This is a genomic window from Tunturiibacter gelidiferens (genome assembly GCF_014201335.1).
Classification (GTDB): domain Bacteria; phylum Acidobacteriota; class Terriglobia; order Terriglobales; family Acidobacteriaceae; genus Edaphobacter; species Edaphobacter lichenicola_E.
This window is the reverse complement of the sequence record NZ_JACHEB010000005.1, coordinates 155,258-181,600: the sequence shown is the minus strand read 5'-3', so window position 1 is coordinate 181,600 and position 26,343 is coordinate 155,258. Positions and strand designations below refer to the sequence as shown.

At 57.1% G+C, this 26,343-nt stretch carries 18 protein-coding genes; 5 read left to right on the top strand and 13 right to left on the bottom strand.

Translation table 11 applies throughout. The annotated features are described in order from the left end of the window. Positions 1 to 52: 52 nt before the first annotated feature. From HDF14_RS12000 to HDF14_RS11985, 4 genes are all read left to right on the top strand, one after another. Complete coding sequence (locus tag HDF14_RS12000) at positions 53 to 2,860, top strand: ComEC/Rec2 family competence protein (protein WP_183976910.1); 2,808 nt, start codon at positions 53 to 55, stop codon at positions 2,858 to 2,860. Between the two features lie 26 nt (positions 2,861 to 2,886). Continuing rightward, on the top strand, positions 2,887 to 3,162 hold the full coding sequence (locus tag HDF14_RS11995; RefSeq protein ID WP_183976898.1) for a hypothetical protein: 276 nt from the start codon (positions 2,887 to 2,889) through the stop codon (positions 3,160 to 3,162). 29 nt (positions 3,163 to 3,191) lie between these two features. Then, positions 3,192 to 3,701: a GNAT family N-acetyltransferase gene (locus tag HDF14_RS11990; protein WP_183976896.1), complete on the top strand. Its 510-nt coding sequence runs from the start codon at positions 3,192 to 3,194 to the stop codon at positions 3,699 to 3,701. Positions 3,702 to 3,800: 99 nt separating this feature from the next. After that, positions 3,801 to 4,991, top strand: coding sequence for an alpha-galactosidase (locus HDF14_RS11985; RefSeq protein WP_183976893.1), 1,191 nt, complete (start codon positions 3,801 to 3,803; stop codon positions 4,989 to 4,991). An 84-nt stretch (positions 4,992 to 5,075) separates the two neighbouring features. Here HDF14_RS11985 and HDF14_RS11980 read toward each other — a convergent pair whose 3' ends face one another. From HDF14_RS11980 to HDF14_RS11925, 12 genes are all read right to left on the bottom strand, one after another. Then, positions 5,076 to 7,061, bottom strand: coding sequence for an NHL repeat-containing protein (locus tag HDF14_RS11980; RefSeq protein WP_183976891.1), 1,986 nt, complete (start codon positions 7,059 to 7,061; stop codon positions 5,076 to 5,078). A 31-nt stretch (positions 7,062 to 7,092) separates the two neighbouring features. Then, a complete protein-coding gene (xrtJ, locus tag HDF14_RS11975) occupies positions 7,093 to 8,751 on the bottom strand; it encodes an exosortase J (protein WP_183976889.1) in 1,659 nt (552 codons plus the stop codon). 57 nt (positions 8,752 to 8,808) lie between these two features. Further along, positions 8,809 to 9,000, bottom strand: coding sequence for a PExPT-CTERM protein (locus tag HDF14_RS11970; RefSeq protein WP_183976887.1), 192 nt, complete (start codon positions 8,998 to 9,000; stop codon positions 8,809 to 8,811). A gap of 257 nt (positions 9,001 to 9,257) precedes the next feature. Beyond that, positions 9,258 to 11,960 (bottom strand): M1 family metallopeptidase, encoded by a 2,703-nt coding sequence (locus HDF14_RS11965; protein WP_183976885.1) that lies wholly within the window; start codon positions 11,958 to 11,960, stop codon positions 9,258 to 9,260. A gap of 381 nt (positions 11,961 to 12,341) precedes the next feature. Beyond that, the gene (locus tag HDF14_RS11960; RefSeq protein ID WP_260698212.1) at positions 12,342 to 13,166 is read right to left on the bottom strand and encodes a methyltransferase domain-containing protein; all 825 of its coding nucleotides are present in this window, start codon (positions 13,164 to 13,166) and stop codon (positions 12,342 to 12,344) included. 431 nt (positions 13,167 to 13,597) lie between these two features. After that, positions 13,598 to 14,653, bottom strand: coding sequence for a glucokinase (gene glk / locus HDF14_RS11955; protein WP_183976883.1), 1,056 nt, complete (start codon positions 14,651 to 14,653; stop codon positions 13,598 to 13,600). After that, complete coding sequence (gene pgl / locus HDF14_RS11950) at positions 14,654 to 15,451, bottom strand: 6-phosphogluconolactonase (protein WP_183976881.1); 798 nt, start codon at positions 15,449 to 15,451, stop codon at positions 14,654 to 14,656. Positions 15,452 to 15,632: 181 nt separating this feature from the next. After that, positions 15,633 to 17,180, bottom strand: coding sequence for a glucose-6-phosphate dehydrogenase (gene zwf, locus HDF14_RS11945; RefSeq protein ID WP_183976879.1), 1,548 nt, complete (start codon positions 17,178 to 17,180; stop codon positions 15,633 to 15,635). A gap of 372 nt (positions 17,181 to 17,552) precedes the next feature. After that, complete coding sequence (locus HDF14_RS11940) at positions 17,553 to 18,185, bottom strand: HAD family hydrolase (RefSeq protein ID WP_313899551.1); 633 nt, start codon at positions 18,183 to 18,185, stop codon at positions 17,553 to 17,555. Continuing rightward, complete coding sequence (locus tag HDF14_RS11935) at positions 18,182 to 19,033, bottom strand: oxidoreductase (RefSeq protein WP_183977449.1); 852 nt, start codon at positions 19,031 to 19,033, stop codon at positions 18,182 to 18,184. The genes HDF14_RS11940 and HDF14_RS11935 overlap by 4 nt, the downstream gene beginning before the upstream one ends. A 221-nt stretch (positions 19,034 to 19,254) precedes the next feature. After that, positions 19,255 to 21,252, bottom strand: coding sequence for a transketolase (gene tkt / locus HDF14_RS11930; RefSeq protein ID WP_183976877.1), 1,998 nt, complete (start codon positions 21,250 to 21,252; stop codon positions 19,255 to 19,257). Positions 21,253 to 21,360: 108 nt separating this feature from the next. Beyond that, positions 21,361 to 23,817 carry a glycoside hydrolase family 15 protein gene (locus HDF14_RS11925; RefSeq protein WP_183976875.1) on the bottom strand — a complete coding sequence of 819 codons (2,457 nt, stop codon included), beginning with the start codon at positions 23,815 to 23,817 and terminating at the stop codon, positions 21,361 to 21,363. Positions 23,818 to 24,016: 199 nt separating this feature from the next. Here HDF14_RS11925 and HDF14_RS11920 point away from each other — a divergent pair, with 199 nt between their 5' ends. Next, positions 24,017 to 24,634: a superoxide dismutase gene (locus tag HDF14_RS11920; RefSeq protein ID WP_183976872.1), complete on the top strand. Its 618-nt coding sequence runs from the start codon at positions 24,017 to 24,019 to the stop codon at positions 24,632 to 24,634. A gap of 96 nt (positions 24,635 to 24,730) precedes the next feature. On the opposite strand, the gene HDF14_RS11915 is transcribed toward HDF14_RS11920, so the two are convergent. After that, positions 24,731 to 25,789 (bottom strand): hypothetical protein, encoded by a 1,059-nt coding sequence (locus HDF14_RS11915; protein WP_183976870.1) that lies wholly within the window; start codon positions 25,787 to 25,789, stop codon positions 24,731 to 24,733. Between the last annotated feature and the right edge of the window lie 554 nt (positions 25,790 to 26,343).

The following is a 26,343-nucleotide window of genomic DNA, read 5'->3' as shown; positions in this document are numbered from 1 at the left end:
CATCGTCGTGTTGTGTTGAAATGGTTAGTAAGTGCGGTCCGCAGGCAGAGCTTTGAAGACCGGAAGAACGACCGAGCCGAACCCCGATCTTTGGCCGAGGGCGGTCGCACGTATTCCCACACTTCAGTTCCGCCGCGCTCCTCTTCTAACCGCAGTCTGCTGGTTCGCACTTGGCGAGGTGATGACGCATAATTATGCGCCAACCGTCATCCTTCTCCTCGCCATGTCCTTACTGTGCCCGTTAGCCTTTGCCAGCTTGCGATGGTCTCTTCGAATCGCAATCCTCCCACTAGCAGCATTGTGGATGGCGCTTGGACTCTTCTGCGCGGAGCTGCAGCCAGCTCCTCCAACGCAACACACTTTGAAATCCTACGCAGATGGCCTAAGCAGACAAGTTCGAGGCCACGTCGTGCGAATCCGCGAGCTGGCTCCTCAGCACGAAGACTCCGATCACGATAAAGAGGTGGGATGGTGGGCCGAGAAAGAGGAGGCCGAGGAAGCCGCAGCGGTCGGCGCACTCTCGGTCGATATTCAGGTCGATTCTGTCGAAGAGGTAACGCCCGACGTTGCGTGGATGGATCCCGTCCGAGGCGGCGTCCGTATGAATATCGTCGCTGACAAACTCGCAGCACAAAGCTCTGCACCGGGCATCTCTGCTCTTCCAACACTCAAGTGCGGTGATCTCGTGCAGGCTCCCATGCGAATGAAAGTAGCCGAGTATTACCGTGATCCGGGAGCATGGCAGTACGCCGACTATCTTCTCGCTCAAGGCATAGGCGCTCACTCTAGTGTGCGAGCTTCGAAGGTCTCGGTCCTCAAAGAGTCTGCCTCCGCTCCCCTTCTTCAGTCTGACCGAACAGCACAGTGGCAGTGCCGAGTCTTCGCAGCGCAAAACTGGGCTTCCGGGCGCGTTCTCGGCTACATCCATTCGAAGGCAAATCATGGACTCCCTAAGGTCCTCCGGCTTAGTGACGACGACGGCGGGATGCTGAACGCGATGTTGTTCGGCGACCGCGCCGGCCTGAACAAAACTCAGCGGGTAGGATTTGAGCGCACCGGCTCCTTCCATCTCTTTGTCGTTTCGGGGATGCACGTCGGTCTGCTTGCCGGACTCGTCTTCTGGCTGACCAGCAGACTGAAGTTGCGCGATTGGTTCGCGACGCTGCTCACCATCCTCCTCACCTTTGGTTACGCACTACTGACGGGTTTTGGCGCCCCAGTGCAACGAGCCCTCTTCATGACAACCGTCTTCCTCCTCGCGCGTCTGCTAACCCGAGATCGAAACGTGCTGAACGCCTTGGGCGCCGCGGCGATGGCGGTCCTGGTGCTGTCTCCAAGCGCCTTATTCGAGGCCAGCTTTCAAATGACCTTTCTCGCAATCGTCGCCATCGGCGGCATTGCAATCCCGTTAGGAGAACGAAGCTTTCTGCCTTACGCCCGCGCCGCAGAGCGCCTCTGGGATCACTGGGGTGATGCAGCCCTTCCACCTCGCGTGGCACAGTTTCGTCTTATGCTCCGACTGTGGAGCGAAGCCATCGCCAACGTCTTAGGCCACTGGGCCAGAGGATTGCCCTCAGCAATCGTCCGGGGCACTCTTTGGGCGCTGGAGCTATCCCTGATAGGCGTAGTCGCGGAGATGGTGATGGTGCTGCCGATGGCAGTCTACTTCCACCGCGCCACCATGTTTGCGGTCCTCACAAACATGTTGAGCGTGCCGTTGGTAGCGATTCTCGCACCCACTGCAGTCGTTACATTTTGTACCTCTCTCGTCAGCCCCTGGATCGCCTTGCTTCCCGGCGCGATGACCGCTCTACTGCTTCACGGAGTCACCGGAGTGATCGGCCATATCAGCTCGGTTCACGCAGCCGATCTGCGCGTACCTGGCCCGGTATGGTGGGTTGCCATGCTGGCAGTTGCCGCGTGGGCCTTCTGCTGCTGGGCTGTGCGGCAATCACACGTCTGGGCGTGGGCTGCGGTCATTGTGCTGCCCCTCGTCGCGGCGATCGTATTGTGGCCAGAGCATGCGATCGTATCGCCAGGCATGATGGAGGTAACCGCAATCGATGTCGGCCAGGGCGACTCCATCTTCATCGCAGCACCGGACGGTGCGACCATGCTGATCGATGCCGGCGGACCCGTCGGCGGAGTCACCGAAGCAGCAGAAGCAACCAGCCGCTTCGACATCGGCGAGGAAGTAGTCTCGCCGTATCTCTGGTCGCGCAGATTTCGCCGACTCGATATCGTCGCGTTAAGTCACGCCCACAGCGACCACATGGGCGGAATGCCCGCAATCCTCCGCAACTTCCGCCCGCGCGAACTTTGGGTCAGCATCGACCCGAACTCTGACGCCTACCGTTCGCTTCTGAACGAAGCAAAAGACCTCGGCGTTACCGTGCGCCACTTTTACGCCGGCGCCCAGGTCGCTTGGGGAGGAACGCTGATCACGATGCTGGCACCCGAGACCGGTTACGTCAATCCCAGAGATCCCGTAAACAACGATTCGCTGGTGATGCAAATGCAGTACGGCGACGCCTCTGTTTTGTTAGAGGGCGACGCCGAAGCGCCCAGCGAACGCGAGATGCTCGCGCACGGAAGAATTGCACCAGTCACTCTTCTGAAGGTCGGCCACCACGGCAGCCGGACCTCAACGACTCAGGAGTTTTTCAATGCCGCCGCTCCCAAAGACGCGGTCGTATCGGTCGGTAAAGGGAATACATTTGGTCACCCCCGCTACGAAGTGATAGAACGAATTGCGGAGGCTCGGGCTAAGCTGTATCGAACGGATGAGTTCGGACTGACCACATTTCTGCTGGGACGGGATGGAAAAATCCGGGAGCTTGTCGACGCATCTAATCCATGAGTAGCTGACTTGATCGGGAGGTTTCGATGGAGTTGAATGGGCCAAATGTTGAACCTGTTGCAATCAGTGCTGAAGAGCGGGCAGAAGAACAGAAGCTGATCCGCAGAATGCAGATGATGATGAACATGGTGATGCAGGTGATCGCGCAGGATGGATCCCTCACGATCGATGAAGCAGCCCAGATGATCGCGGACACCAGAAAAGCGGCCCTGGCCATGTTCCCCGGAAAAGAGTTAGCCTACGACCTTATCTGGCGCCCGCGCTTTCAACGGCTCATGCGCGAACGCTTCCGAATCATGTAGCATCATCGTCCTGATACGCTGGGAAGACGATGCAGATTCGGCCGGCAACAAAAGATGATCTCCCACCGCTGATAGCCCTCGTCCGCCGCGTTGTGCCACTGATGCGCGCGACAGGAAATCTGCAGTGGGACAATACGTACCCAAACGAAGCCGTTTTTCAGCGCGATATCGATCTGAATCAGTTATGGGTCGCCGTGGTGGACGGCAACATCGCCGGCGTCGCTGCCGTGACGATGGACCAGGATCCCGACTACACCCAGGTTGGCTGGGACATCGAAGAACCGGCGATCGTTGTACATCGGCTCGCCGTCGATCCCGCCTTTCGCGGCCTGGGAGCAGCCGGCGCCTTGATGCAAAAGGCGGAAGAGGTCGCAGTCGAGCGCGGCATCACCGTCCTCCGCGTAGACACCAACACACAGAACGAAGCAACCCAGCGGCTCTTTCCGAAGCTCGGCTACTCTCTCGCCGGAGAGATTAGCTTGGTGTACAGACCAGGACTGCGCTTCCTATGTTACGAAAAGCGATTACTTCCAAACTGATTCGTTCTGCGTCGCTCTAACGCGCGATTTCCTCTAGGGGCGATTAGAATTCGTGTAGTTCGCAGGATGAATTTAGCTGTTTCTAAGAGGAGTCAAGGAATGCGTCGAGTTCGTTACATTTTGACTGTGTGTATTGCAATCATGGCGGCCGTTATGATGCCAGCCTCTGGGCGAGCCCTAGATAACGGCCTCGCGAAGACGCCGCCTATGGGATGGAACAGCTGGAACAAGTTCGGCTGCAAAGGGCTCAACGAAAAGGTCGTGCGCGAGACCGCAGACACAATGGTCAGCAGCGGCATGAAGGATGCGGGCTATCAGTTCGTCATCCTCGACGACTGCTGGCAGACAGGCCGCGACGCGAGCGGCAACATAGTCGCCGATGCGGAGCGCTTCCCCTCCGGTATCAAGGCGCTCGCCGACTATGTCCACTCAAAGGGGTTGAAGTTCGGCATTTATACCGATGCCGGCGCAATGACCTGCGCCAAGCGTCTCGGAAGCATCGGCCACGAATACCAGGACGCAAAACAATACGCGAACTGGGGCGTCGATTACCTCAAAGAAGATTGGTGCAACACCCTGCCAGGACAGAACAGCGAATCATCCTACACTTTGATGCGTAACGCGCTCGCCGACTCCGGACGAGCCATCGTCTTCAGCATCTGCGAGTGGGGATCGACCAAACCCTGGCTATGGGCCGGATCGATCGGAAACCTGTGGCGCGCCACCGGAGACATTCAAGATTGCTGGGACTGCAAAAAAGACTGGGGCGGCAACGGCGTTACCCAGATCATCGACCAGATGAACGGGCTGGAGACCTACGCCGGACCAGGCCATTGGAATGATCCGGACATGCTCGAGGTCGGTAACGGCGGCATGACCAAAGAAGAGTCTCGCGCACACTTCAGCATGTGGGCTCTCTTCTCTGCGCCGTTGCTTGCAGGCAACGACATCTCCAACATGACCGCCGACACCAAAGAGATCCTTCTCAACAAAGAAGTCATCGCGATCGACCAGGACCCACTCGGCCGACAGGGACGCAGAGTGAAAAAGACAGGCGATCAGGAGATCTGGTCCAAACAGCTGAAGGATGGCAGCCGCGCCGTCGTCCTTCTCAACCGCGGCCCAGCAGCTACGAAGATCGCCGTTTCATGGACCGACATCGGCTATCCCGACAGCCTGCCCGCATCGGTTCGAAACCTGTGGACAGCAAACGACCTCGGGAAGCAAAACGGATCCTACTCCGCCGACGTCCCCAGCCACGGCGCAGTCATGCTCACGATTAAGCCATAGCATCAAACAATCAAGAAAATAAAGAGCTACCGCCTCCATCGTCGGCAGGCGGTAGTCTCAACTTCGCAACGTGGAAACCTCAAACTAAGGCGTCTGCGGCGGCCCCAGCACAGGAGTCTTCACTGGAGTCGCCACCCCAACAATCTCCGTAAGCGTGTTGTTGTTGAAGTCAGTCACCCAAAGATTGCCGCTGGCATCCGCCACAATCGCGTACGCCTCCGTGAACCCGGCATCTGACGCATAGCCCGCCGTCGGCGACAGGATTGCGCCAGGCAAGATAGGCGAGGCAGCAGCCGAACCCGCCAGCTCCGTAATTGCATGGCTATGTAGATTCGCAACCCACACATTGCCCGATCCATCGATCACGATCCCCTGCGGAGCAAGTATGCTGGCTTTGTTATCGCTGTAGCCGCTCGAGACAACACTTCCATCGTTGGCTAGCTCGGTGATGCTGTTTCCTGTCTGGTTCGCGACCCACACATAACCGCGTTGATCGACCGCGAGACCATCCGGCCCATTGCCGCTCGCGAAGCTGGCTATCTGACTCCCATCGGCGGAAACCTTGCTAACCGTATCGTTGCCAAAGTTGGCGATCCAACCGTTATGGTTGGCATCAATCGCAACCGCAAGCGGAAAGCTGAACTGCAGCGACTGATATCCGCTCGTTCCAGACAGCGGCTGACCTGCGCTCGAGAGCAAAGTAACCCGCGAGTTCCCGTAATCGGGTATCCACACAGTTCCGTTGGTATCAACCGTAATAGCCGTCGGATAGCTGATGCCGCCAGCGCTGAATCCCGTAGCACCCGAGAGCACCTGCCCCGTCGAACTCAGCTCTGTCACACTCCCAAAATCGCCATTGACACTTGGACTGCCTCCGTCTGGCACCCAGATATTCCCCTGCGGATCAACGGCAAGCGCATCCGATTTGAGTAGCCCACCGCCTATAATGCCGCTCGGAAACATCGGTGTTCCGATCGCCGAAAACTCAGCCACAGCACCCGTATAGGTAGACACCCAGATATTCCCATTAGCGTCCACGCCAACTCCCGAAGGATTGTTCTTATCGATTCCCCCGCCGTGATAGTTGATCGACAGTGTCCAGTCTGCCGGAGCTTTGGAGGGCACCGGTGCAAAGGGTAGCGCGCCACTTGGAGGCAGTTGCGCAAACAGCGTAACAACATTGCTTCCCGGATTGCGCACGAGGTTAAGCACCGCATCCAGCGTATTGTCCGGAGCCGCGCCTCCATTTGGAGTTGTCGCAGAAAATAGCGCATCGCAACCTGAGGCCGTAGCCGTACAGTTGTTGAGCAGATCGGCAACGGCGTTTACCTTCGTGGCGGGAGAGGCGCCGGTCGTGGGAAAAGTCGCTCCAGGCGAAGCTCCAGTCGTAAGGTTCGCGAGATTCGAAACGGTTGCCACCGCATTCGCCAATCCCTGCGCGTTCGTCGCACTGGCCCCAACATTGCCGCCAGTGCCGAAGAACTGTGCAAGTCCCCACGCCATAGCAGCAGTCGTCACCTCGTTGATGACGAACTCAGAATCGGCCGTAATCTGGTTGCAGGCACCGAACGCGCTGGCCAGCGTAATCGCTGGATTCGCGATGGCGCTCCCTACCTGCCCCGCGCGAACGATAATATAGATCTGTGAGGCGGCAGTCGGACAGGAATATCCCGCAGCCACCGTAAAGGCTCCAGTCGAATCGCTGGTGAGTGCGTTTGAAAGCAGAGCCGTCGCAGCTGAGCCGTTCCCTGTGGTTGCGGCAGCGTAGAGCTGGACGGTCGCTCCAACAATCGGCTGAGAGCCCGCCAATACCTTGCCAGAAAAACTCACACCGGGGTTGCTGACAGGCGGTGGAGTCACCGGCGGTGGCGTAACGGGAGGCGGCGTTACAGGGGGTGGGGTTACAGGAGGCGGCGTAACAGGAGGAGGTGTGACGGGAGGCGGCGTCACGGGTGGTGGAGTCACTGGGGGTGGAGTTGTACCGCCACCGCATCCGGCAAGCGAACAAGCCAGCGCCCCAGCCATTACCGCTTTGAAGAGTCCCTGAGAGTTGCGCAAAAGTATTTTCACTGGAGAGCCAAGAGTTCCATGGTCGTTGTAATTACTGACGGTAAGGCTTTGTAAGACCGCCCAGATCGGCGAAGGCTAGGAACGAGCGAAGAGAAGTCGTCATCTGTTGACGCGCCAACTCCGCCGGCAGTGTTGTGTCAATCGTCTCAACCTTCAGCAGAACCGGAATCGGGCGTTGTGCATCCTGCGATAACAACGCCTGAGAGGTGGGCTTGCTATAGACGAAGCCAAAGTGAGTGCGGTCGCTCGAATATTCTCCGCACGAACCGCTACTGCACAGAGTCGTCGCTTCAAGATACTGGGTCGCACCGTCGTTGAATAACGAGCCCGAAAAACCGATCGAGCCTCCAGCGGTAGGTATCGTTAGCTGGTCCCTCCAGATCGGATCCTCCCCACGCGCGGAGTGGCAGATCAACGTATCGTGAGACCCCATAACAGGAGACACGCCAACCGATACGTGGGGTCCTCCATCCGCCGGCGCGTACTCCGCCCAATGGTAGATGAGCGGACCCGCAACCAAATTCTCATTCCAGGTACGCGCCAGGGTATAACTTCCAATTCGCTCCGGAAAATGTCCAAGGGCGCTATCGTCCACCTTTCTCTGAGCAGCAGCCGCGCCACTATGGGTCTGAACGTAAGCTCGTGCGACTCCGTAACAACTGAACAACGTCAGCACAAGCATTCCGACGAAGCGAGGATAGAAGGTGGTCCCTCGAACTGTCCCCTGTGAAGATACCGAACTCATCGCAGGAGGTTTGATCTGGCCCGGCGATTCGCTCAGACGGCGCACAACATAGAACAGCAACATAGTGCCCACCAGAAACAAGCACGCTCCGATGACATAGTCTCCCATCTCAGCCTTGCTCTGTAGCGAGTGAAAGTGCAACGCCACCAAATAATACAAGACCAGAATGCAGAGGCGCGCGAAGTTGAAGACGTAACCCAGCAGCACGGCTCCAGCCACGACTGTCGCATGCGCGTACCAGCGGAAGCGATAGACATATCCCGCGATCAACGCAATAAATCCCATCGTCACCGCGCCGCGAATCCCGTTGCATCCCGGAGCGATAAACATCCCGAACTCCGGAGTAAACATCAGCCGTAGCTGGTCCGGGCTCAACGGCTGGCCGAGCGCAATCGCGAACGCACGAGCTACGTGAGCCGAGGCGCGCTGCAACGGCAGATCCACGAGCACGTTGAAGATGTGAGGAATCGGGTTAACAAACCACAGAAGGATCAGCGGAAATAGCGCCGCTCGAAACAGGCGCGTCCCGCCAAACAGCAAAACCACCCCCGCGCCGTACGCAAAGGCCACCAGAGAATGAGGAGGAATGTAAATCGACCACTTCGGAGAGAAGACAAACACCAGAATTGCCTGGTCCCGGACATGCACGACAGCCGCCGTGACCACCAAGATGACGAGGCCCCACCAACTCCCCTCCATCTCCCATCCGAGCGAACGCCATGCCCGCAAAACCAGCACGAAGCTGACCAGCGGGATAAACATTCCAATCGATTTCAGAGCGTCCATGGTCCATAAGGTCCATAGAGCGCCCACGGTTGAAAAGATCGTGGACAGGCCCAGGATCGCAACAAGCGCCGCAAGCCCCGCGGCCCGGGATGCGCTCAGCCCCTCCGCTCCAGCCGATCGGAGCGGGCTGACTTCAGCGGTAGCGGGTAAAGTTGACATACAGATCTTGATCCAGGCAGCGCACCGGAGGAGTTAGGTGGCAAACCCAGTGGAATGCTACTTGGAAGAGTTGCGACGAGCCTTAATGCGAGCACGTACCGAAACGAAAAATGCACCTGCTGAGCCTACAACTGCAAGAATTGCAGTCGGATTCTCGGGGGAGTTCACGCATCCGTCCTGAGCGTGCAGCGGAAGAGCGACGGACGAGACGAGGGCGATGCCGGCGAGTACGAACCAGGTTTTCTTCATTTGTGTCCTCAATTGGGAAGGTACCGTTACGAAAGTTGAAAGTCAACGCAGAATCCTGCTCCCTTCATAACACTTTTGGGTACTCTTAATAATTTAATTCCTTGTCTACAAATGGCCGCTGCCAGCCTCCCCGACCTAAGACCACGCCCCTGCAACATCAGCCACCCCATGGACTTGACCCGTGTCTCCCCTCCCATCGACCCGAGTTCTATATATGCCGACTTTACTTGGACTTAAGTTGTACAAACCGCCTTCGTTCACTTCGCCTGAACCTGTAACCATGCATGCAGCTTCGGCTCTTGAACCGCCCGGACTTCAATGCAGTCGTTGATACTGTCGACCGCCTTTGCTAGAGTCCTCTCCGCCGCCGCAACCTTGTGTGTGGCAAAGAAACCAATCACCTCGTCTCTCTGTTTCACAGTACAAAACGACCCGGTAGCCTCCACCACCTCCGCTCCGGACGAGACCGTAAACTGAGCCCGCACCTGCTCCCAGTTCTTCCCGACATAGTCCCAGGCCTGGTCGCGGGTCTCGCGGTCGCGCATCAGCGTCGTCAGCATAGTCCCGCTGTCCTGGTTTCGAACCTCTCCTGAAGCAATCAGGTCAAGCGTCCGCTTCACCAACGCCGGATCACGAAACTGCCCCAGCAGCCGCAGCGCGTCGGTCTGCAGCGCCGGATCGCTGAAGTTTCTGCTCACCGCCAGCACTTTGTCATAGAGCGCCACATCGCCATGGGCCGCGCTTATCTGCACCGCCGCGTCCGCAAGCGCGGAATCCAGCGTCTTATCCTTTTGACTGTTTACGGCGAACACACGCGCCGTCAGCATCTGCGCCTCAGCCAAAACGGTGGGGTCACGCGCCTCCCCCAACAATTGGAACAGCGTCCCGCGAAGCTGCTGGCGATCATATGACTCCTTCTTCGCCGGGCCTCCAAGCGCGCTATACGCCGGCCCAAACTGCCGCCTGAGCACTGCAGCCAGTTCCTCACGGTCCTCATCCGTCGCGATATCCGAGTCAATCTTCTGAATCTCCTGATGTGCCGTATCGATCACAGCCTCACTAGGATCCTGCTTCAACTTCAACACCAGATCCAGGTAATCTCCCACTGCAACGTCTCCCGATCGCACCAGCGCCCACCGATCGCCCAACAGCCCAATCCGCTCCGGCGGCGTCAGCGAGCTCTCCGCCCTCGCCGAAATTGCCTCGAACTGCGCCGGCGTATAAACCGTGCGGTAGTAGCCTTTCGCTCCAGCATTCGCGAAGAAGAAAGGCAGTCCCTCCGCCTCTAGCATCTGGGGATGGAATGGTGAAGCATCCGGGGTCATCGCTCGACAGACAGGTTGTCCCTCCGTCTTCAGGCAGATTGGGATAGTCCACTTCCACTCCGGCAAGCGACCAGCCACCGGCCGATTCGTCTCCACCTCCGAGAGGAACCGGTTTCCCGTCACTGGAAACCCTCCAGCCTGCCGCTCGCCAAACGTCAGTAGCGGCACACCCGGCTGCGTCACAAAACTCGACATGATCTTATCCACCGGCAGGTGCGAGTTCGCCGTCTGTGCATTCCAGAAATCTTCCGCCGTCGCATTCGCATAAAGATGCGCCTTCAGATAGCTCTGCACGCCCTGCCGAAACACCTCCGCCCCCAGATAGTTCTCCACCATTCCGATCACCGCGCCCGCTTTGCCATACGAGATTCCGTCGAACATCTCATTGATCTCATCCGGCGTATCGGCCGTTGCGCGAATCGCTCTCGTCGTCTTCTGCGCATCAAGATCCAGCGTATCGTTCAGCGCCTGCGCATCGTCCTCGGCAAAGTTCCACTCCGGGTGCCACGTTGCCCCCGCCTTAGTCTCCATCCAGCTCGCGAAGCCTTCATTGAGCCACAGATTGTCCCACCACTGCATCGTCACCATATCTCCGAACCACTGGTGCGCCGTCTCATGCGCCACTACCGTCGCAACGCGCTTCTTCTCACCAATCGTCCCGATCTTTGGCTCCACCAGCAGGTCAGTCTCGCGATACGTAATACAGCCGAAGTTTTCCATCGCGCCTGCTTCAAAGTCCGGCAACGCGATCATATCCAGCTTCGGCATCGGATATTTAATCCCAAAGTATGTGTCGTAGTAATGCAGAACGTACTTCGCCGACTCCAGCGCAAACTTCGTCTGCCCCACCTTATCCGGCGTCGAGCACACACGAATCGGCACACCATCCGACTTGCCCTCCGTACACTTGAAGTCGCCCACCAGAAACGCCACCAGGTAGCTGGACATCTTAGGCGTCGTCGCAAATCGAAGCGTATGTTTCCCCGCCACTGGCCCCGATTTATCCGAGATCATATTGGCGTTCGAGATCGCCGTATCCCCGCTATCGACGACCATCGTAATGTCGTACATAGCCTTCAGCGCAGGCTCGTCGAAGCTCGGAAACGCTCGCCGCGCATCGGTCGGTTCAAACTGTGTCACCGCATAGTTACGCACCTTCGTCTTCGAAAGATAAAATCCCCGCAGTTTATCGTTCAGCACTCCGGTGTAGCTGATCTTCAGCGTCACCTTCCCCGCGGCCAACTCCTCCGGAAACGTAAACGTCGCCTGCTCCTTCTCACCATCAAGCGAGATAGTCGGGGTCTGCGGATGCCGATCCGCCTCAATTGGGCTCAACGGCTTCGGCTGCGACCCCAGCTTCCCATAGGAATACTCAGCGACCGGCAAAGCATAAGCCTTCACCTCGCCAAATTTGATCTCCGCAGCGTTCAGCGTGATGCTCTTGCTCGGAGCATCCAGCACCACGTCGATCGTCTCTTCGCCGCTAAAGGTCGCAGCCTTCAAATCCGGCGTAATCGTGAAGCCATAGTGTTCGGGGCGAACGCCTAACGGCAGCCGCTGGCCCTGCACTCCAACTGTTGCGAAGAGAAAAAGAACAAAGGCAGAAAAGATAGAAGCAGTGTTACGAACGAACATGAAAAGGCCCTCGAAACGAATGTGCATCTTGTTGAAAATTTGGAATTCAGGAGCCCCGTTGTGCGCTAGCCTCTGTCTCATCTCCGATGCTATGCTCGGCACCAGTCAGGGAGAATAGATACGATGCAAGTTCATCTCTTTAGAGGACCCGGCCGTATATTCGGCTGCACAGAGAATGCGACAGGATCCAACCTACCGTCCCAATTGGGCCCTTGGAACTCCTTCAAGTCGATAACTCTGAACCGTGATGAAGAGCCGACGCCCGGCATCAATACCCGTGAGTGTTTAGACGACATAAAGAATTACGGGTTTCACCTCACCGATGCGCACGTTCGAATCACCGAGAAAGCAACCTGATCGCGACCACTCCCTGCGAACAACTCACTTCACCCGTCCCACGCAAAGCCGAGCTGGACGGTGCTCCCTGATCGAAACCAACTCCCCGCTAATCTCCGCAGCAGCGCACAATTCCTGCCAGTCCTCGGCAACAAAGCTGCGCCGAATCGACACCGGCCCATCGTTCTTCACAAAAGGATGCCAGTCGGTCAAGAGCGACCACAGCCGAAACAGGTGATAGGGCATCGACTTGCGATGAAGATCGTCGATAAACCACCCGCGCCGCGCCGTCTGCTCCATCCAACGCAGGAACAGCACGATCTGCGAGTTGGTCAGGTGGTGTGTCAGCAACGAGCAGATCACCACATCGATCGGACCATCAGTATGATCGGCCAGCGCATCCCCAACCAGCCACTCAATCTGCTGGCTCGACGGAGTTGCCTCACGCGCCGCCCGAATCGCATCCGGATTGAGATCGATTCCCGTCAGCTTAACGGCAACGCCACGTTTCGCGGCCCATCGATCGATCTTCCGCAGCGTATCTCCATAGCCGCAGCCAACATCCACAATGCGCAACGGAGCTGAGGAAACAGGACTTGTCGCGATTAACTCTTGAAGCCAGCCAAGTGTGGGCCGCTGTGCCAGCGTAAGCCGGTTCACCCGCGCAATATCGTGCAAACATGAGCGAAGCTCTTCGTAGGGGCACGGCAAATCCATCAGTTCGATCAGATTCGCACGTCGTGAGAAGTCAAGTCCGCCCCCAAACGCAGGCGAGGAAGACGTTGAGAGGGGAGCTGAAAGGTTCTCGGAAGATCCATCGAGAATGTCTTGTGACGAGATTTCGGGGGAGGAAAGTGAAGTGGTAGGCAAAATGGTCCGCGATCAGTTACAAGTATAACGGCTGGAGAAAGAACGTCCTGGGGAAACGCGGCTCAAAAAGAGAGGCAGAAGAACCCGGACAACTTCGGAAACATGCTCTCTGCTCTGACTCGATCTTCTTCGCGAAGAGAGCATCTTCAAAAATTTTCATCCCCCGCAAATTTTGTCAAGCTCTGGAGAACGAAAGCCCCTTGTTAACCAACAACATCGGCCCGGAGTATGAGTCCTCCTTCCGACAGCTTTAATGGAAAACAGTGACCCCAAAAAACAGGCCCCCAAGAGGGGTCTTTCAAATTTGCGCCCTATCTCCTTTGATTGGAAAAACTTAGCTATAGCCTTTTTTGGGATGAAGATTCTGCAAAGCAAGTTCGTAAAAAGGGGACAGTTAGGCATACCAACCCCCGGGCTACCCCACCAGGAACTCAGGAGGATTGAGAGGCCTGAAGTGAAGCAGCGCGCTCCGAGTAGCCACAGTTCTCCGACGCCCGTGCCTCAGCATAAGCCGCCGCACCCAACAGGGCGCAAGTGTCGTCGAGGATCACGCGAACCGGAACCGACTCAACCAAAGGCGACAGCCGCCCCTTGTCGATGAAGGCCTGTGTGAAGGTGCCGTTCTTCAACGTCTTCAGAATCTTCGGAGCGATGCCCCCACCAAGGTACATTCCGCCGGTCGCGAGCACCTGCAAAGCCATGTTGCCCGCCTCCGCACCGTAGGCCCCGGTAAAGATCTTCATCGTCTCGAAGCACAGCGAGCTCGAACCGTCCTCAGCGCACTGACCGATGACCGCATTTGGGTCCTCACACAACATGCGGTCATGCAGCCACCCCGGCTCGTTGATCTTTTCGACATCACGCAGAAACGCGTAGATATTTTTGATTCCGAGGCCGGAGACAACCCGCTCCCAGCTCACCCGTCCTTTGAGTGTGTTGCGGAGGTACTCAAGCAGCGCAATCTCCCGATTACTCCGTGCAGCAAAGTCGGAATGGCCGCCCTCGGACGGAATCGGGCGATGCTTCTGGCCGTCCCAGATCAGCAGCGCCTGTCCAAGCCCTGTGCCCGCCGCCATCAGCCCCGCGTGCCCCGTGGCCTCCGGATCGCCATCGTGCAGCGTAAAGATGCTCTCCGGCGCAAGCTCGGGAATGCCGTAACCGTTCGCTTCAAGGTCGTTGATCAAAGAGATATGAGGAATCGAAAGAGACTTAACCAGATCGCGGGTATCCAGGATCCACGGCAGGTTCGTCAGCTTCAGGCGCCCATCGCGAACCGGCCCCGGGCATCCGAAGCAAGCCGCAAGGATATCTTTGCCTTGAGTTGTATTGGTGCCATCGCCAGCGAGAAACTTGAGAACCACCTCGTCCAGGCTTCCAAACTCATGTGCCGGAAACTTCTGGTCGCGGATAGGGTGCAGGCGCCCATTGGCAAAGTCGTACAGTGCAAGGTGAACCTTCGTTCCGCCAACATCACCAGCGAGAATCATCTATTTAAGCTCCAAGGTACCGGTCGAACCGGAATTCGGCGGTGCTGGCAGCTTAGCCGCTGCAGCCGCGTCGAGCAAGAGGGTCAGTTGTCCGCTAGCGGGTCGAATCAGTTGCGAGGGGTGGACCTCAGGCTGATAAGGACCCAGAAAAACATCGTGCAGCACCTGCGTTTTGCCCGCACCTTCAATCAGAAACGCCACCTCCCTGCCCTGGTTGATCACAGGCCAGGTCAGCGTGATGCGCCAGGCGTCTTTCTGCGGAACGTGATTTGGAACCACGATGTGGCTCATCTCGTTCAACGCCTCGGTGTGGGGAAACAGCGAAGCCGTATGCCCATCATCACCCATACCAAGCAACACCAGGTCGAAGGTAGGGGTCTCCGCGCCTTCGAGCTTGAACGAATTGCGAATCGTTGACTCGTAACGCGCCGCCGCAACCTCAGGAGCAAGTTCTCCCTCCATCCGATGGACGCGCTCGGCCACCAGCGGAACCTTCGAGAGCATCGCCTCATTGGTCATGCGGTAGTTCGACTCTGCGTTGTCAGGCGGCACGCAGCGTTCGTCGACCCAGTAGAGCTCGAGCTTGTCCCACGGAACCTGCTTCAAAAACGGCTCAGCAGGATCCGCCAGCTGGCCGAACATTGTTTTGGGCGTTGTGCCGCCGGAGATGGCAATGCGAGCCAGACCACGCGCCGCAGCAGCCTTCACCGCAGCCTCCGTAAACAGCTGTGCTCCGGCGCGAGCCGTGGCCGCCGGTGTTGGCGATACTCGATAGGTGACCGAAACAGGACGCGGCATAGAGATCTCGCAAAGATGAAATGAAAGTACGAACAACCCTTGAAACGGATGAACTCCGGAACAAGTTTCACACGTTCCGGAGTCCAGCTAGTCCAACCGAACATTTGATGCCTAACTGCTGAAACCGGCACCTTTTCAGAATCAGCGACCTGATCTGGAGTGGCGCCGCCTTGCTAAGGCTTTACAGCGGCTGCCACTTCCGGCCATCTTTCGCTAGAAGTTCGTCCGCGCAGTCCGGGCCCTCGGAGCCTGCCGCATAGTTAGGAAAGTGCTTACCTTCCACCTTGGCCCACGCCTCGAGGATTGGCGTGAACAGCGCCCACGTCGCTTCGACACCATCACGGTGCGCGAACAGAGTCGCATCGCCGAGCATCGCATCGAGCAGCAACCGCTCATAACCGTTCGCCGACGACTTACCGAACGCATCCGCATAGCTGAACGCCATGTTCACCTGCGCCAGATTCGTGGTCGGGCCAGGAACCTTCGCACCAAACTGCAGCGAGATCCCCTCATCGGGCTGGATCCGCATCTTGATAATGTTCGGCTCAACATTGTCTCCAGTGCTGTTGGACTTGAACAGGTGCAGTGGCGGCTGTTTGAAGACAATCGTGACTTCCGTCACGCGCTTCGCCAGCCTCTTGCCAGCGCGAAGATAGAACGGAACCCCGGCCCAGCGCCAGTTTTCGATCTCAACCCGAATTGCCGCAAAGGTCTCAGTGCTCGAGGTCGGAGAGACACGATCTTCCTGCCGATAACCGACAACATCCTTGCCATCCACCTTGCCCGGACCATACTGTCCACGCACCGTGTTATTGACCGGAATCCCTTCAATCGCACGCCACACCTTCAGCTTCTCAGTACGCACCGCCCCAGCCTCAAACGAGTCTGGCGGTTCCATCGCCACAAACGAAAGAACCTCCATCACATGGTTCTGCAACACATCGCGAACAGCGCCGGCCTTCTCATAAAACGGCCCACGCCCTTCGATACCAATCGACTCAGCAGCCGTAATCTCAACATGGTCAATGTAGTTCCGATTCCAGACAGGCTCGAAGATCCCATTACCAAAGCGGAAGACAAGAATATTTTGAACGGTTTCCTTACCAAGATAGTGATCGATACGAAAGATCTGATCTTCGGCTAGCACATCGTTAATCTCATCGTTCAGCTTGCGAGCAGACTCAAGATCAGTGCCAAACGGCTTCTCGATAATCACGCGCACCCAGTGCTTATCTCCGGCTTCCGGCTTGGCCATGCCATGTTTGCCCAATCGGCGCGTGATATCGGCAAAAAACTCCGGAGCGACCGCAAGATAGAACAGTCGATTGCCCTTGGTGTTGAACTTGCCATCAAGCTCAGCCAAATGCGCCTTCAGCTTGTCGAAACCTGCGTCATCATCAAACTCCGTCGCAAAGTAGGAAACGCGATCCATGAATGGCTTCAGCTTCGGATCATTTTCCTCAACCCCGCCGCCCTTCATAATTCCGTCCTTCATGTCAGGGCTAAACGTAGCGCTCAGGTCGCGACGCGCAACGCCAACCACCGCGAAATCCTTCGGCAAAAGCCCCGACTGATCCAGGTGATAAAGCGCAGGCAGAAGCTTGCGCTTTGTAAGATCGCCCGAGGCGCCGAAGATAACAACAATGCAGGGCTCTGGAATGCGCTCACCCTTCTTGGTGGCGTCTGCCGCCGCTGCCGATACGCCAACTGGTACTGTGCTCGTGCTCATAATCCGCTCCTTGCAAAACCTTCCACGCTATGCCCACGAATAAACCGCCAGGCGATGAAGTTCAAAGTACGTGCCAGATCCATCCCGCGCACGTCCAGCAAGACTACGACTTCTTCACGTCGTGACTACCAAAAGCTCCTCGCATTGTCGAGATCATGCGATCCGTAAAGTTATTCTCCTCCCGCGAGCGAATACGGCGAATCAACGACCCCGCAATCACTAGCGGGAAACGTTGAGATAGATCGCCTCCGTCACCGTCCAACCCCCTCCGCCCGAATCCGGAACATATTACCCGCAAGACGTAGCCGTTCTGTCATGTTGAACCCCATCTTGCCAAGTCCAATAATTCCCAGTTCCATCTATTTTCCTTCCTTATGCGGCCCGTAGGCCAAGTTGTGCAAGCTCATCTCTGAGCTGAGTAGGTGATTCAAAGCGAATCGCCCGCATGCCGTGAGCTCTCGCTTCAATACAGTTTTCAACGTTGTCATCGATAAAAAGAGCGGTCTCCGCAAGATGCCCCGAGACTTCAATCGCAGCGCGATAGATCGCAGGATGCGGTTTCATCTCATGCAGGTAAGCAGAGCAGATGAAGTAATCAAAAAATGGCCGCAGGCGAAACGCATCTAGCCGGTGTTCATTCAGTTCGCGGCTTTCGTTGTTAAGCGTAGCTAGTCTATATCGACGGGAAGTGCCAAGTTTCCCGAGAATATCGAAGTTTTCAGGATGAAGAATCTTACTTTCAGCGCAGACCTGTGGCCACAATTCGCCGAAGGTGAGATTCGGGTTTTGATTCAAAACCGTCAGGTTGAAGAAGTGCTCTGCCGTTGAAAGCCCACGCTCCCAAAAGTAGTTCGCCTCCTCATGACGCGCCTCGTAATCCGCTAGGTCTACACCTACCCTGGTCAGAACCTCCGTCCGTTGGCCTCTATCCCACCCGTTCGTGAGCAAAACTCCGCCCACGTCCCAGAAGATCGTCTTGATCTTGATTTGCGAGGAAGATCTCACTCACCCTCCGGAAAATCTGCTCCAGCGGTCACCTGCTCCCACGTTGCAATCTCTTTTTGCCAGTTGTCGAGCTTGCTCCGAAATCGTTGAAGAGCGCTCTTGCCCAACAACAGATGCAGCGGCGGATTGGAAGATTCGACCACCTGAATCATTGCCTGAACCGCCCGCACCGGATCGCCCGGCTGCTTCCCGTCATTCTCCACAAAGTACTTCCGCATATTCGCGGCCGTCTTGTCGTAGTCCGCGATCCGCGTCTTCGCGATCACTCCGGAGCGGCCCAGAAAATCAGTGCGGAACGGACCGGGCTCAATCACCGTGACGTGGATTCCTAGTGGTGCAAGCTCCGCAGCCAGTGCCTCCGACAGCCCCTCCACTGCGAACTTGGTCGCGTTGTACATGCCGATGCCCTGTCCACCGACCAGGCCGCCGATCGACGAAATATTCAGGATATGTCCGCTACGCTGCTTCCGAAGATGAGGCAGGAAAGCCCGGGTGACCTTCAACAGACCGAAGACGTTGGTTTCAAACATCGGCATAAATTCCGCCTCTGAAACCTCTTCAATCGCACCGGCAACCCCATAGCCCGCATTGTTCACCAGAACATCCACCTGGCCGAACTGTGCAAACGCCTGGGTCACTGCCGAATCCACGTGACCGGCATCGGTCACATCAAGAGCTAAGGCCCTCGCCGTCTGCGGATATTGCTTTTCTAAATCTGCAACCTTGTCGAGCTTTCGAGCTGTCGCGACGACCTTACCGCCAGACTTGAGAACTTCTTCGGCGAGGAGTCGGCCAAATCCGGTCGATGCTCCCGTGATGAACCAGACACGTTGAATCGATTGAGTCATGATCTCCAATGCTCCAAAAGGCTGCGTCTCTCGGGCCAACTCGATGACAATTCGCTCGGCCCCGGCGAGCATCATCGCTCCTGCAAGCAGCCTTCATAGTATTCAGGATAAGATGCTCGGGCCTAGCCGCAAGGCGCAAATGAGTCGCAATCAGGCTTGAGTAGATATGGAGTTTGTTGCCAAACAATAAAAAGGCGGGGCGATCAGCCCCGCCTTTTCGTCTACTTCTTTACCAGCTTCTTGGCGTGTTCCACTACGTTCGCAACGCTGAACCCTAGCTTCTCCAGAGCGATCGGTCCCGGCGAAGAAGCACCGAAACGATCCAGGCCGATTACGCCGCCGTTATGGCCGACGTACTTGTACCATCCCAGCGTTGCCCCAGCCTCAACCGCCAGCTTCGGCGTAGCTTCCGGTAGCAACTTCGCCTTGTACTCGTCGCTTTGCTCGTCGTAGATGTGGAAGCTCGGCATCGAAACAACAGTCGCGTTGATGCCTGCAGCCTTCAACTCTTCGGCAGCTTTCGTGACCAGTCCAACCTCGGACCCAGTCGCGATGAGGATCAGATCCTTGCCATGCGAAATCACCTCGTACGCACCGAAGCGAGCACCCGCACGAGCAATCGTTGCATCGATCGTCGGCAGATCCTGACGCGACAGAGCCATGAAGCTCGCGCTCTTGCGCTCCAGTGCCAACTGCCAGCAAGCCGCCGTCTCATTCGCATCCGCCGGGCGGAAGTCGGTGAGTTGTGGAATGGCACGCAGGCTCATCAATTGTTCGATCGGCTGGTGGGTCGGACCATCTTCGCCCAGGCCAATTGAATCATGCGTAAAAACAAACAGCGAGTGCAAGCTCATCAGCGCAGCCAGACGCAGCGCGTTGCGGCAGTAGTCCGAGAACGTAAAGAACGTCGAACCAAACGGAATCAATCCACCGTGTGCCGCCATGCCATTCACCGCCGCGCACATGCCGAACTCGCGCACGCCAAAAAACACGTTGCGTCCCGCAGGGTCCACATGAAAACTCGGTGAATCTTTGAAGATCGTCTTGGTCGAAGCCGTCAGATCGGCTGCACCACCAAAAAGCTCCGGCACCACGTTCTCAATCGCCTGCATCACAGCCTGACCGGCGTTGCGCGTTGCCATCGGCTTCTCAGTCGGGAAGGTCGGAATCTTCTTCTCCCAACCATCGGCCAGCTTAGCCTTGATCGTTCGGTCAAACTGAGCCGACGGCTCCGGGTACGCCTTCGCGTACTCCTCGAACTCCGCCGTCCACGAGGCATGCAGATCTTTACCGCGCAGCTTGATCGTGTCCCAGTTCTTGCGAGCCTCGTCGGGAACGTAGAAGCTCTTGTCCTCAGGCCAACCAAGGTTCTTTTTGGTCTCCTTCGTCGCCTCTGGGCCCATCGCCTCGCCGTGCACCTTGTTCGTGCCGGCCTTCGGGCTGCCATAACCGATCACTGTGCGCACGCGAATCAGCGAAGGCTTCGATGTCTCCGCTTTGGCTGCAAGAATCGCCTTCTCAATCGCCACAAGATCGTTCCCGTCAGCCACGTACTGAACATGCCAGTGGTAGCCCTCGAAGCGCTTGGTCACATCCTCGGTGAACGACAGCTCGGTCGGTCCATCGAGCGAGATCAGGTTGTCGTCATAGAGCACAATCAGCTTGCCCAGAGCCAGCGTTCCGGCCAGCGAAGCCGCCTCGTGCGAGATGCCTTCCATCATGTCGCCATCACCGCAGAGCACATAGGTATGGTGATCGACGATGTTGTACGTATCGCGGTTGTAAACCGCAGCCTGATGCCGCTCAGCGATCGCCAGGCCGACTGCCATCGCGAAGCCCTGTCCAAGCGGTCCGGTCGTGACCTCCACTCCTGGAGCCTCACCCAACTCCGGGTGGCCCGGCGTATGCGATCCCCACTGCCGGAATTGCTCCAGCTGCGACATCGGCAGATCATATCCCGAAAGATGAAGCGCACCATAGAGCAGCGCCGACGCGTGTCCATTGGAAAGAACGAACCGGTCACGATCGATCCACTTCGGATCGGACGGATCGTGCTTCATTAACTTGTGGTAAAGCAGATAAGCGATCGGAGCGCATCCGAGCGGGGCTCCGGGGTGGCCCGACTTCGCCTTCTCAACTGCATCGACGGCTAGAAAGCGGAGGGCGTTAATGGAGATTTGATCAATTTCGTGCTGCTTCGAATCCTGCTGTTCGCTCATTCTATTCCTCTACCTTTGTTGGGAGATTCGTGAACCGTTCACGGTGCTGAATCTGGAAATTCGGTCAAACTCTAACAGTGTACTCGCGGGGCCGGACTTGCTGCATCCTTACACCTTGGTAGATGCCGGAACCTCATTGATAGCGACATCAATATTTCGCCCGAGCCAACGATCCGGTTGACCCTCTACCGACCATGCAAGAGTAAATGTGATCTTGCCTCTCTGGTCAGCACCCGTCGGAATATCCACAAAAGACCTCGAATACCCTACCGTTCGCGAGTCGAGCGTAAGCGTAGTAGCCCAACCGTCACAGGTATAGACGACACGAAAATACTCCGGATCGACGATACGAAGCGTATGCCCCGCAGGTAATGAGGAAATCGGACGCCCCGGCTCAAATATTTCAATGCGGTTACTAAACGAGCGCTTCTCCTTCGGCACCGCATAACGATCTTCCACCGCCTGAATCCGGTCGAACACCCGTCCATCCGCCGCCGAGCGCAGCAGCTTCAGATACTCCGCATGAGCCCACACAAGCGGCTGCGCCGACCCCGCCGACCGCCCCCGGTACATCCCTCTCGAAGGAATATCGTTATAGTCCCAAACCTGCTCCGGAAGCATCCCTCCAACCGAACTAAACTGCTCAATCGCCTTGATGTACTTGCTGAAATCATTGCCCGCACAAAGCTCGTAGTGACCTCTCTCACCTGTCAGAATCGGCCACGCCCGCCCCTGCCCTGAGCCGTCGTACGGCCCTCCATCTTTCTTCTGCCCGTAGCCGTCATGGTTGTATCGCCGCCACGAGACCCCAAACGGCGTCTCGATCTTCAGAACATGATCCACAACCTTCAGCGAATCGACAATCAGCGGATCATCCGCGCGCCGAATCCCGTACCGCACCAGCTCCAGAAACCCACCATCAATCACCTCACGCGCCTCGAACACGTTCCTCTCTCCCGGCTCGCGATTATTAATTCGGATCATCCCGTCCGGAATCGTTTCGTCATGAAACGGCTCCCCCTTGGCCGGAGGACGAATTCGCATGTAGTGATACTTCACATCCGGGTGCAAAATCCCTTCCGTCGTAGTCGTCCACTCATCCAGGTGCGATTCAATCCAGTCCGCATACGTCTCGAGATAATCCGCCAACTCCAGCGACTCGCGATCGCGAGCAATATCCGCCGCGCAGATCAGCCCCGCGATCACCGCCGCCAGCGTAGAGGGCGAGTACCCCGCCGCCTCCTCCCACCGCTCCTGTTGAGTCACGGGCATGTACCGCATCAGAAACGCCGCCGCCCTTGCAACAAACGGAAACACATCGAAGTTCCCCAGCCCATCCTGCTTCCACAACCGCCACGCCAGAATGATCGGAAACGCAACCTCATCCAACTGAATCCCCGTCCAGTAAGGGGTTCCATCAATCCAGAAATTCTGTGCAAAGCTCCCGTCGGGTTTCTGCGTGCAAGCCAGATAAACCAACGCCCGCAGCGCCGTATCCGTCCGTCCACACGCCAGCAGAGCACTCGCGGTCTGCACCATATCCCGGGTCCAGACCAGGTGATAGCCGCCCAGATCCGAGTCACCCTTCGACGCCCCCCACGGCACCGACGCCGACGCAATAAACGCGCCCGAGTAGGTCTTGTCCTCGTGCGTCAGCAGCACGTTGTGGCTGATTCCCATCAGCTTGCCGCCATCGGTCGACGCCTTCGCCAGTCGGGCCGGCGAGCTCACCCTCTTCCACTGATCCACAAAGCGCTTCTGATGATCTACATAAGGCGTCGCCAGCGTTTGCATCATCTGCGCGATGGCAGCGTGATGACCGTCGCCAAACGAGATCGCGATCGTAAACTCGGGATTCTCAGCAATATCGACCTCGCCCATAACCGCGAGATTGCCGTCGAGAGCCTGACCAAACTGCCAGCTCATCCGCATGTCCTGGGTCAGATTCTGGAAGCCGTCGCTGGAACCAACATAACCGCACGAAGACCTGATAAAACCGCAGCTCGCGCCAAAGGCCAGCGAGGTCTCGCCCTTCCAAGCCAGCACGCAGCGCTGCCCCGCCACATCGATCGATCGAGCCGAGTTCCCCGCTCCGCCGCCGTTCAGATGCGGCGCCAGCAACGCGTAGCACTTCAGACGCGACAGAACGTCCTTGTCTCCGCTTATCTTCACGTTCATCAGCACTACCGGGTGATGCGGTTCGCTGATGAACTCCTTGGTCACCGTGTAACGACCATCGAGATCGCTCGCCACAACCCTGACCGCAGGCGCAGCGCTATCGATGTAGTGAAAGTCATACTCAAAGTTGCGCTTCTCTTCGTGGATGAACGTCTCGCCATCGCTGAACAGCAGCTCCATATCGCGGGTCTGCGGACGATCGATCGTCGGATAATAGATCTCGTTCAGGGTTCCGTGCGACACCGTAAACCACACACGGCTCGAAGCCGCATAGGCGGTGACTACAGCATCCTTCTCGCTCGAAGTCCAGCGAGGTTCCAGCCCAGGAGCCCCAAATGCGGGTCCATCGTCGTCAAGCCAGCGGTAAGAAGCAGTTAGGTCGTTCATTTGTATCTATTAGAGCGCAAATCTCCAACCTTGGTTACATCCCTCCGTCAACGGGCGATTAATCCGCAGTTAGTCTATGATTTTCGAGGGTTGTGCAAACTCCCCGAGTGCATCGCGCACCCTCCGGACAGCATCGAACTCACTCAGGCGGTCAGGATCCTCCTGACTGACACCAACGAACGACGACAGGAGAACTACTGTGGCCTACGAACTACCACCTTTGCCATACGATTACGCGGCGCTCGAGCCTTCCATCGACGAAGCCACGATGAAGCTCCACCACGACAAGCATCACCAGACCTACGTCACCAATCTGAACGGCGCGGTAGAGAAGCACCCTGAGATCGGCAAGAAATCTCCCGAAGAGCTCCTCAAGGACCTCGCCAGCATCCCCGAAGACGTACGCAAAGTCGTCCAGAACAACGGCGGCGGCCACGTCAACCACACCATGTTCTGGCAGATCATGAAGCCCAAGGGCGGCGGCGAACCTAGTGGCGACATCGCCGCACAGATCAAGGCCGACTTCGGCAACTTCGAAGACTTCAAGAAGCAGTTCAACGAGACCACCGCCAAGCAGTTCGGCTCCGGTTGGGGCTGGCTCATCTTCGAAGGCGGCAAGCTGAAGATCGTCACTACGGCAAACCAGGATAACCCCATCTCACAGGGCCATTACCCCATCCTCGGCAACGATGTCTGGGAGCACGCCTACTACCTCAAGTACCAGAACAAGCGCCCCGACTACCTCGCCGCATGGTGGAACACCGTCAACTGGGACGAGATCAACAAGCGCTTCGCCACTGCCAAAACTCACAAGTAGTCTGGCTGCACCTCCCGAAAACGCACATCCGGTGCAACGTTGGCTTCACGTTGCACCGGAATCGTCCACCCGTTGCGAGCTAATCGACGCAGTTCTCTACTTCGGCCCAGACCCCGGAACAACCGCGGCCGTAGGAATGACGGTGTTCGTATTTCCCCACAATCCCGTCGCGTTTGAACTTCCGCTCCCTGTGGCCCCACCGATCACAAACTGCTTCCACAACCGATTCTGATTGTTGACTCCCTCCGGAGTTCCAGCATGATCCGCGCTGTTCTGTCCGCAGGCACTCGTGTGCCCCGGCTTGACGTCAAGAGCGTTGAGATAGGTGGCAAAGTTCGTATAAACCGCAGCACCCCACTTCCAATTGATCGTCACTCCGGAAATACCGCCTGTGTCGAAGGTCCCGTTCCAACTCACCCTCGTGCCGCCCCGCAGACCGGCCGACGGCACAGGGACACCAGTAAGAAAGATCTCATCGTCTCCCCTCATGGGAACGGTAGTGAGCCAAGTATTCGTCATCGTACTGAAGGTTGTGGACGTACAAGACGCTGTCGGCGAGAAGGTGATCTGAGCGTTGGGAACCGAATTCGTGAGAGGCACCCCGGTCTCTGCGTCCACGATCTTGGAGCTGGTAAATGTAATGACACCGCCTGTTTTGGGGATGCCGGTTACGCTGAAGTTCGCGTTGAACCACACGGAATTGCCCTCTTCCATCGAAGATCCGTCGAAGCTATCCGTGTCGATTCCCTTGCCGGAGGTCTTCGGCGGAGGCTGCGGCCCGCAGGTAAGGCTCGTCGGCGAAAACTGAATCGGAATCGTGTTATGTCCCACTAACGAGGCGGTTCCGGTGAAGGTGTAAGTTCCTACCAGAGGAGCGAACGAGCCCCAGATCGTCGCGTCGAAGACCTGGCTCGCGGTCGCCGTAAGCGGGATCGAACCCACGATGGGAGTGCCGGCGACTGGCGATGTTTCAAACTGGTAGGCGATCTCATATTTGGTCCCCGGCGAAAGCTCCGACGCCGCTACCGAAAAGCTGAAAGAGCTGCAGGTAACCGTAACGTTGGCGCTGTCCACGTGGTTTGCGAATACAGGAGTCGCACCCAAAATAAGCAAACCCACAATCGTGCCGCAAGCAATTCGAAATCTCTGAAACATAATCACGCCCTCTTGGCTAGCTTCTTCGCTTCGCTTCTTCTCAGGTGCGAGTTACTTTCGTGCAGACAAAAGACACACTAACTATGCAGTCACCCACTAGTAACTGCACTACAACTTTGGGGTGATGGGACCCCACTCCGTTCCGCTTTGAGCGCGCTAACTGTCTCATCTTGCGAGAGAAATTCCCGGCTCTTGGACCATCGTCGCCTCATCATCGGCACGAACCAGCTGCATCAGGATTCGCATACACTCGCGCCTCCGGTACACGCGATGATCGGTGACACCACCAGCTCGCCCGGCCCTACCTCAACAAAGTGAGTCCAATCCTTATAAAACCTATTCGTAGACTCAGATCGGCCAGCAAACTTTGAATCGTTACCTACTAGTCGGTAGTCTGTTAATCCTGTCGGCGCGAGTTTTGACACTGGAATGATTTCAAGCCGCCACCTACAACGCATTACACGAATGTCCAAGCTTAAGTTTTAGACATCGGAGCAGACAGACTGATACTTCGCAACGTTTACCTACCGACTAGAAGGTAGCCAAGGAGAATA

Coding starts and splice junctions, on each gene's coding strand:
- HDF14_RS11995 (WP_183976898.1), top strand. CDS start 2,887: ATGGAGTTGAATGGGCCAAATGTTGAACCTGTTGCAATCAGTGCTGAA.
- zwf (WP_183976879.1), bottom strand. CDS start 17,180: ATGAGCACGAGCACAGTACCAGTTGGCGTATCGGCAGCGGCGGCAGAC.
- pgl (WP_183976881.1), bottom strand. CDS start 15,451: ATGCCGCGTCCTGTTTCGGTCACCTATCGAGTATCGCCAACACCGGCG.
- HDF14_RS11985 (WP_183976893.1), top strand. CDS start 3,801: ATGCGTCGAGTTCGTTACATTTTGACTGTGTGTATTGCAATCATGGCG.
- HDF14_RS11925 (WP_183976875.1), bottom strand. CDS start 23,817: ATGAACGACCTAACTGCTTCTTACCGCTGGCTTGACGACGATGGACCC.
- HDF14_RS11935 (WP_183977449.1), bottom strand. CDS start 19,033: ATGACTCAATCGATTCAACGTGTCTGGTTCATCACGGGAGCATCGACC.
- HDF14_RS11970 (WP_183976887.1), bottom strand. CDS start 9,000: ATGAAGAAAACCTGGTTCGTACTCGCCGGCATCGCCCTCGTCTCGTCC.
- glk (WP_183976883.1), bottom strand. CDS start 14,653: ATGATTCTCGCTGGTGATGTTGGCGGAACGAAGGTTCACCTTGCACTG.
- xrtJ (WP_183976889.1), bottom strand. CDS start 8,751: ATGTCAACTTTACCCGCTACCGCTGAAGTCAGCCCGCTCCGATCGGCT.
- HDF14_RS11965 (WP_183976885.1), bottom strand. CDS start 11,960: ATGTTCGTTCGTAACACTGCTTCTATCTTTTCTGCCTTTGTTCTTTTT.
- tkt (WP_183976877.1), bottom strand. CDS start 21,252: ATGAGCGAACAGCAGGATTCGAAGCAGCACGAAATTGATCAAATCTCC.
- HDF14_RS11990 (WP_183976896.1), top strand. CDS start 3,192: ATGCAGATTCGGCCGGCAACAAAAGATGATCTCCCACCGCTGATAGCC.
- HDF14_RS11915 (WP_183976870.1), bottom strand. CDS start 25,789: ATGTTTCAGAGATTTCGAATTGCTTGCGGCACGATTGTGGGTTTGCTT.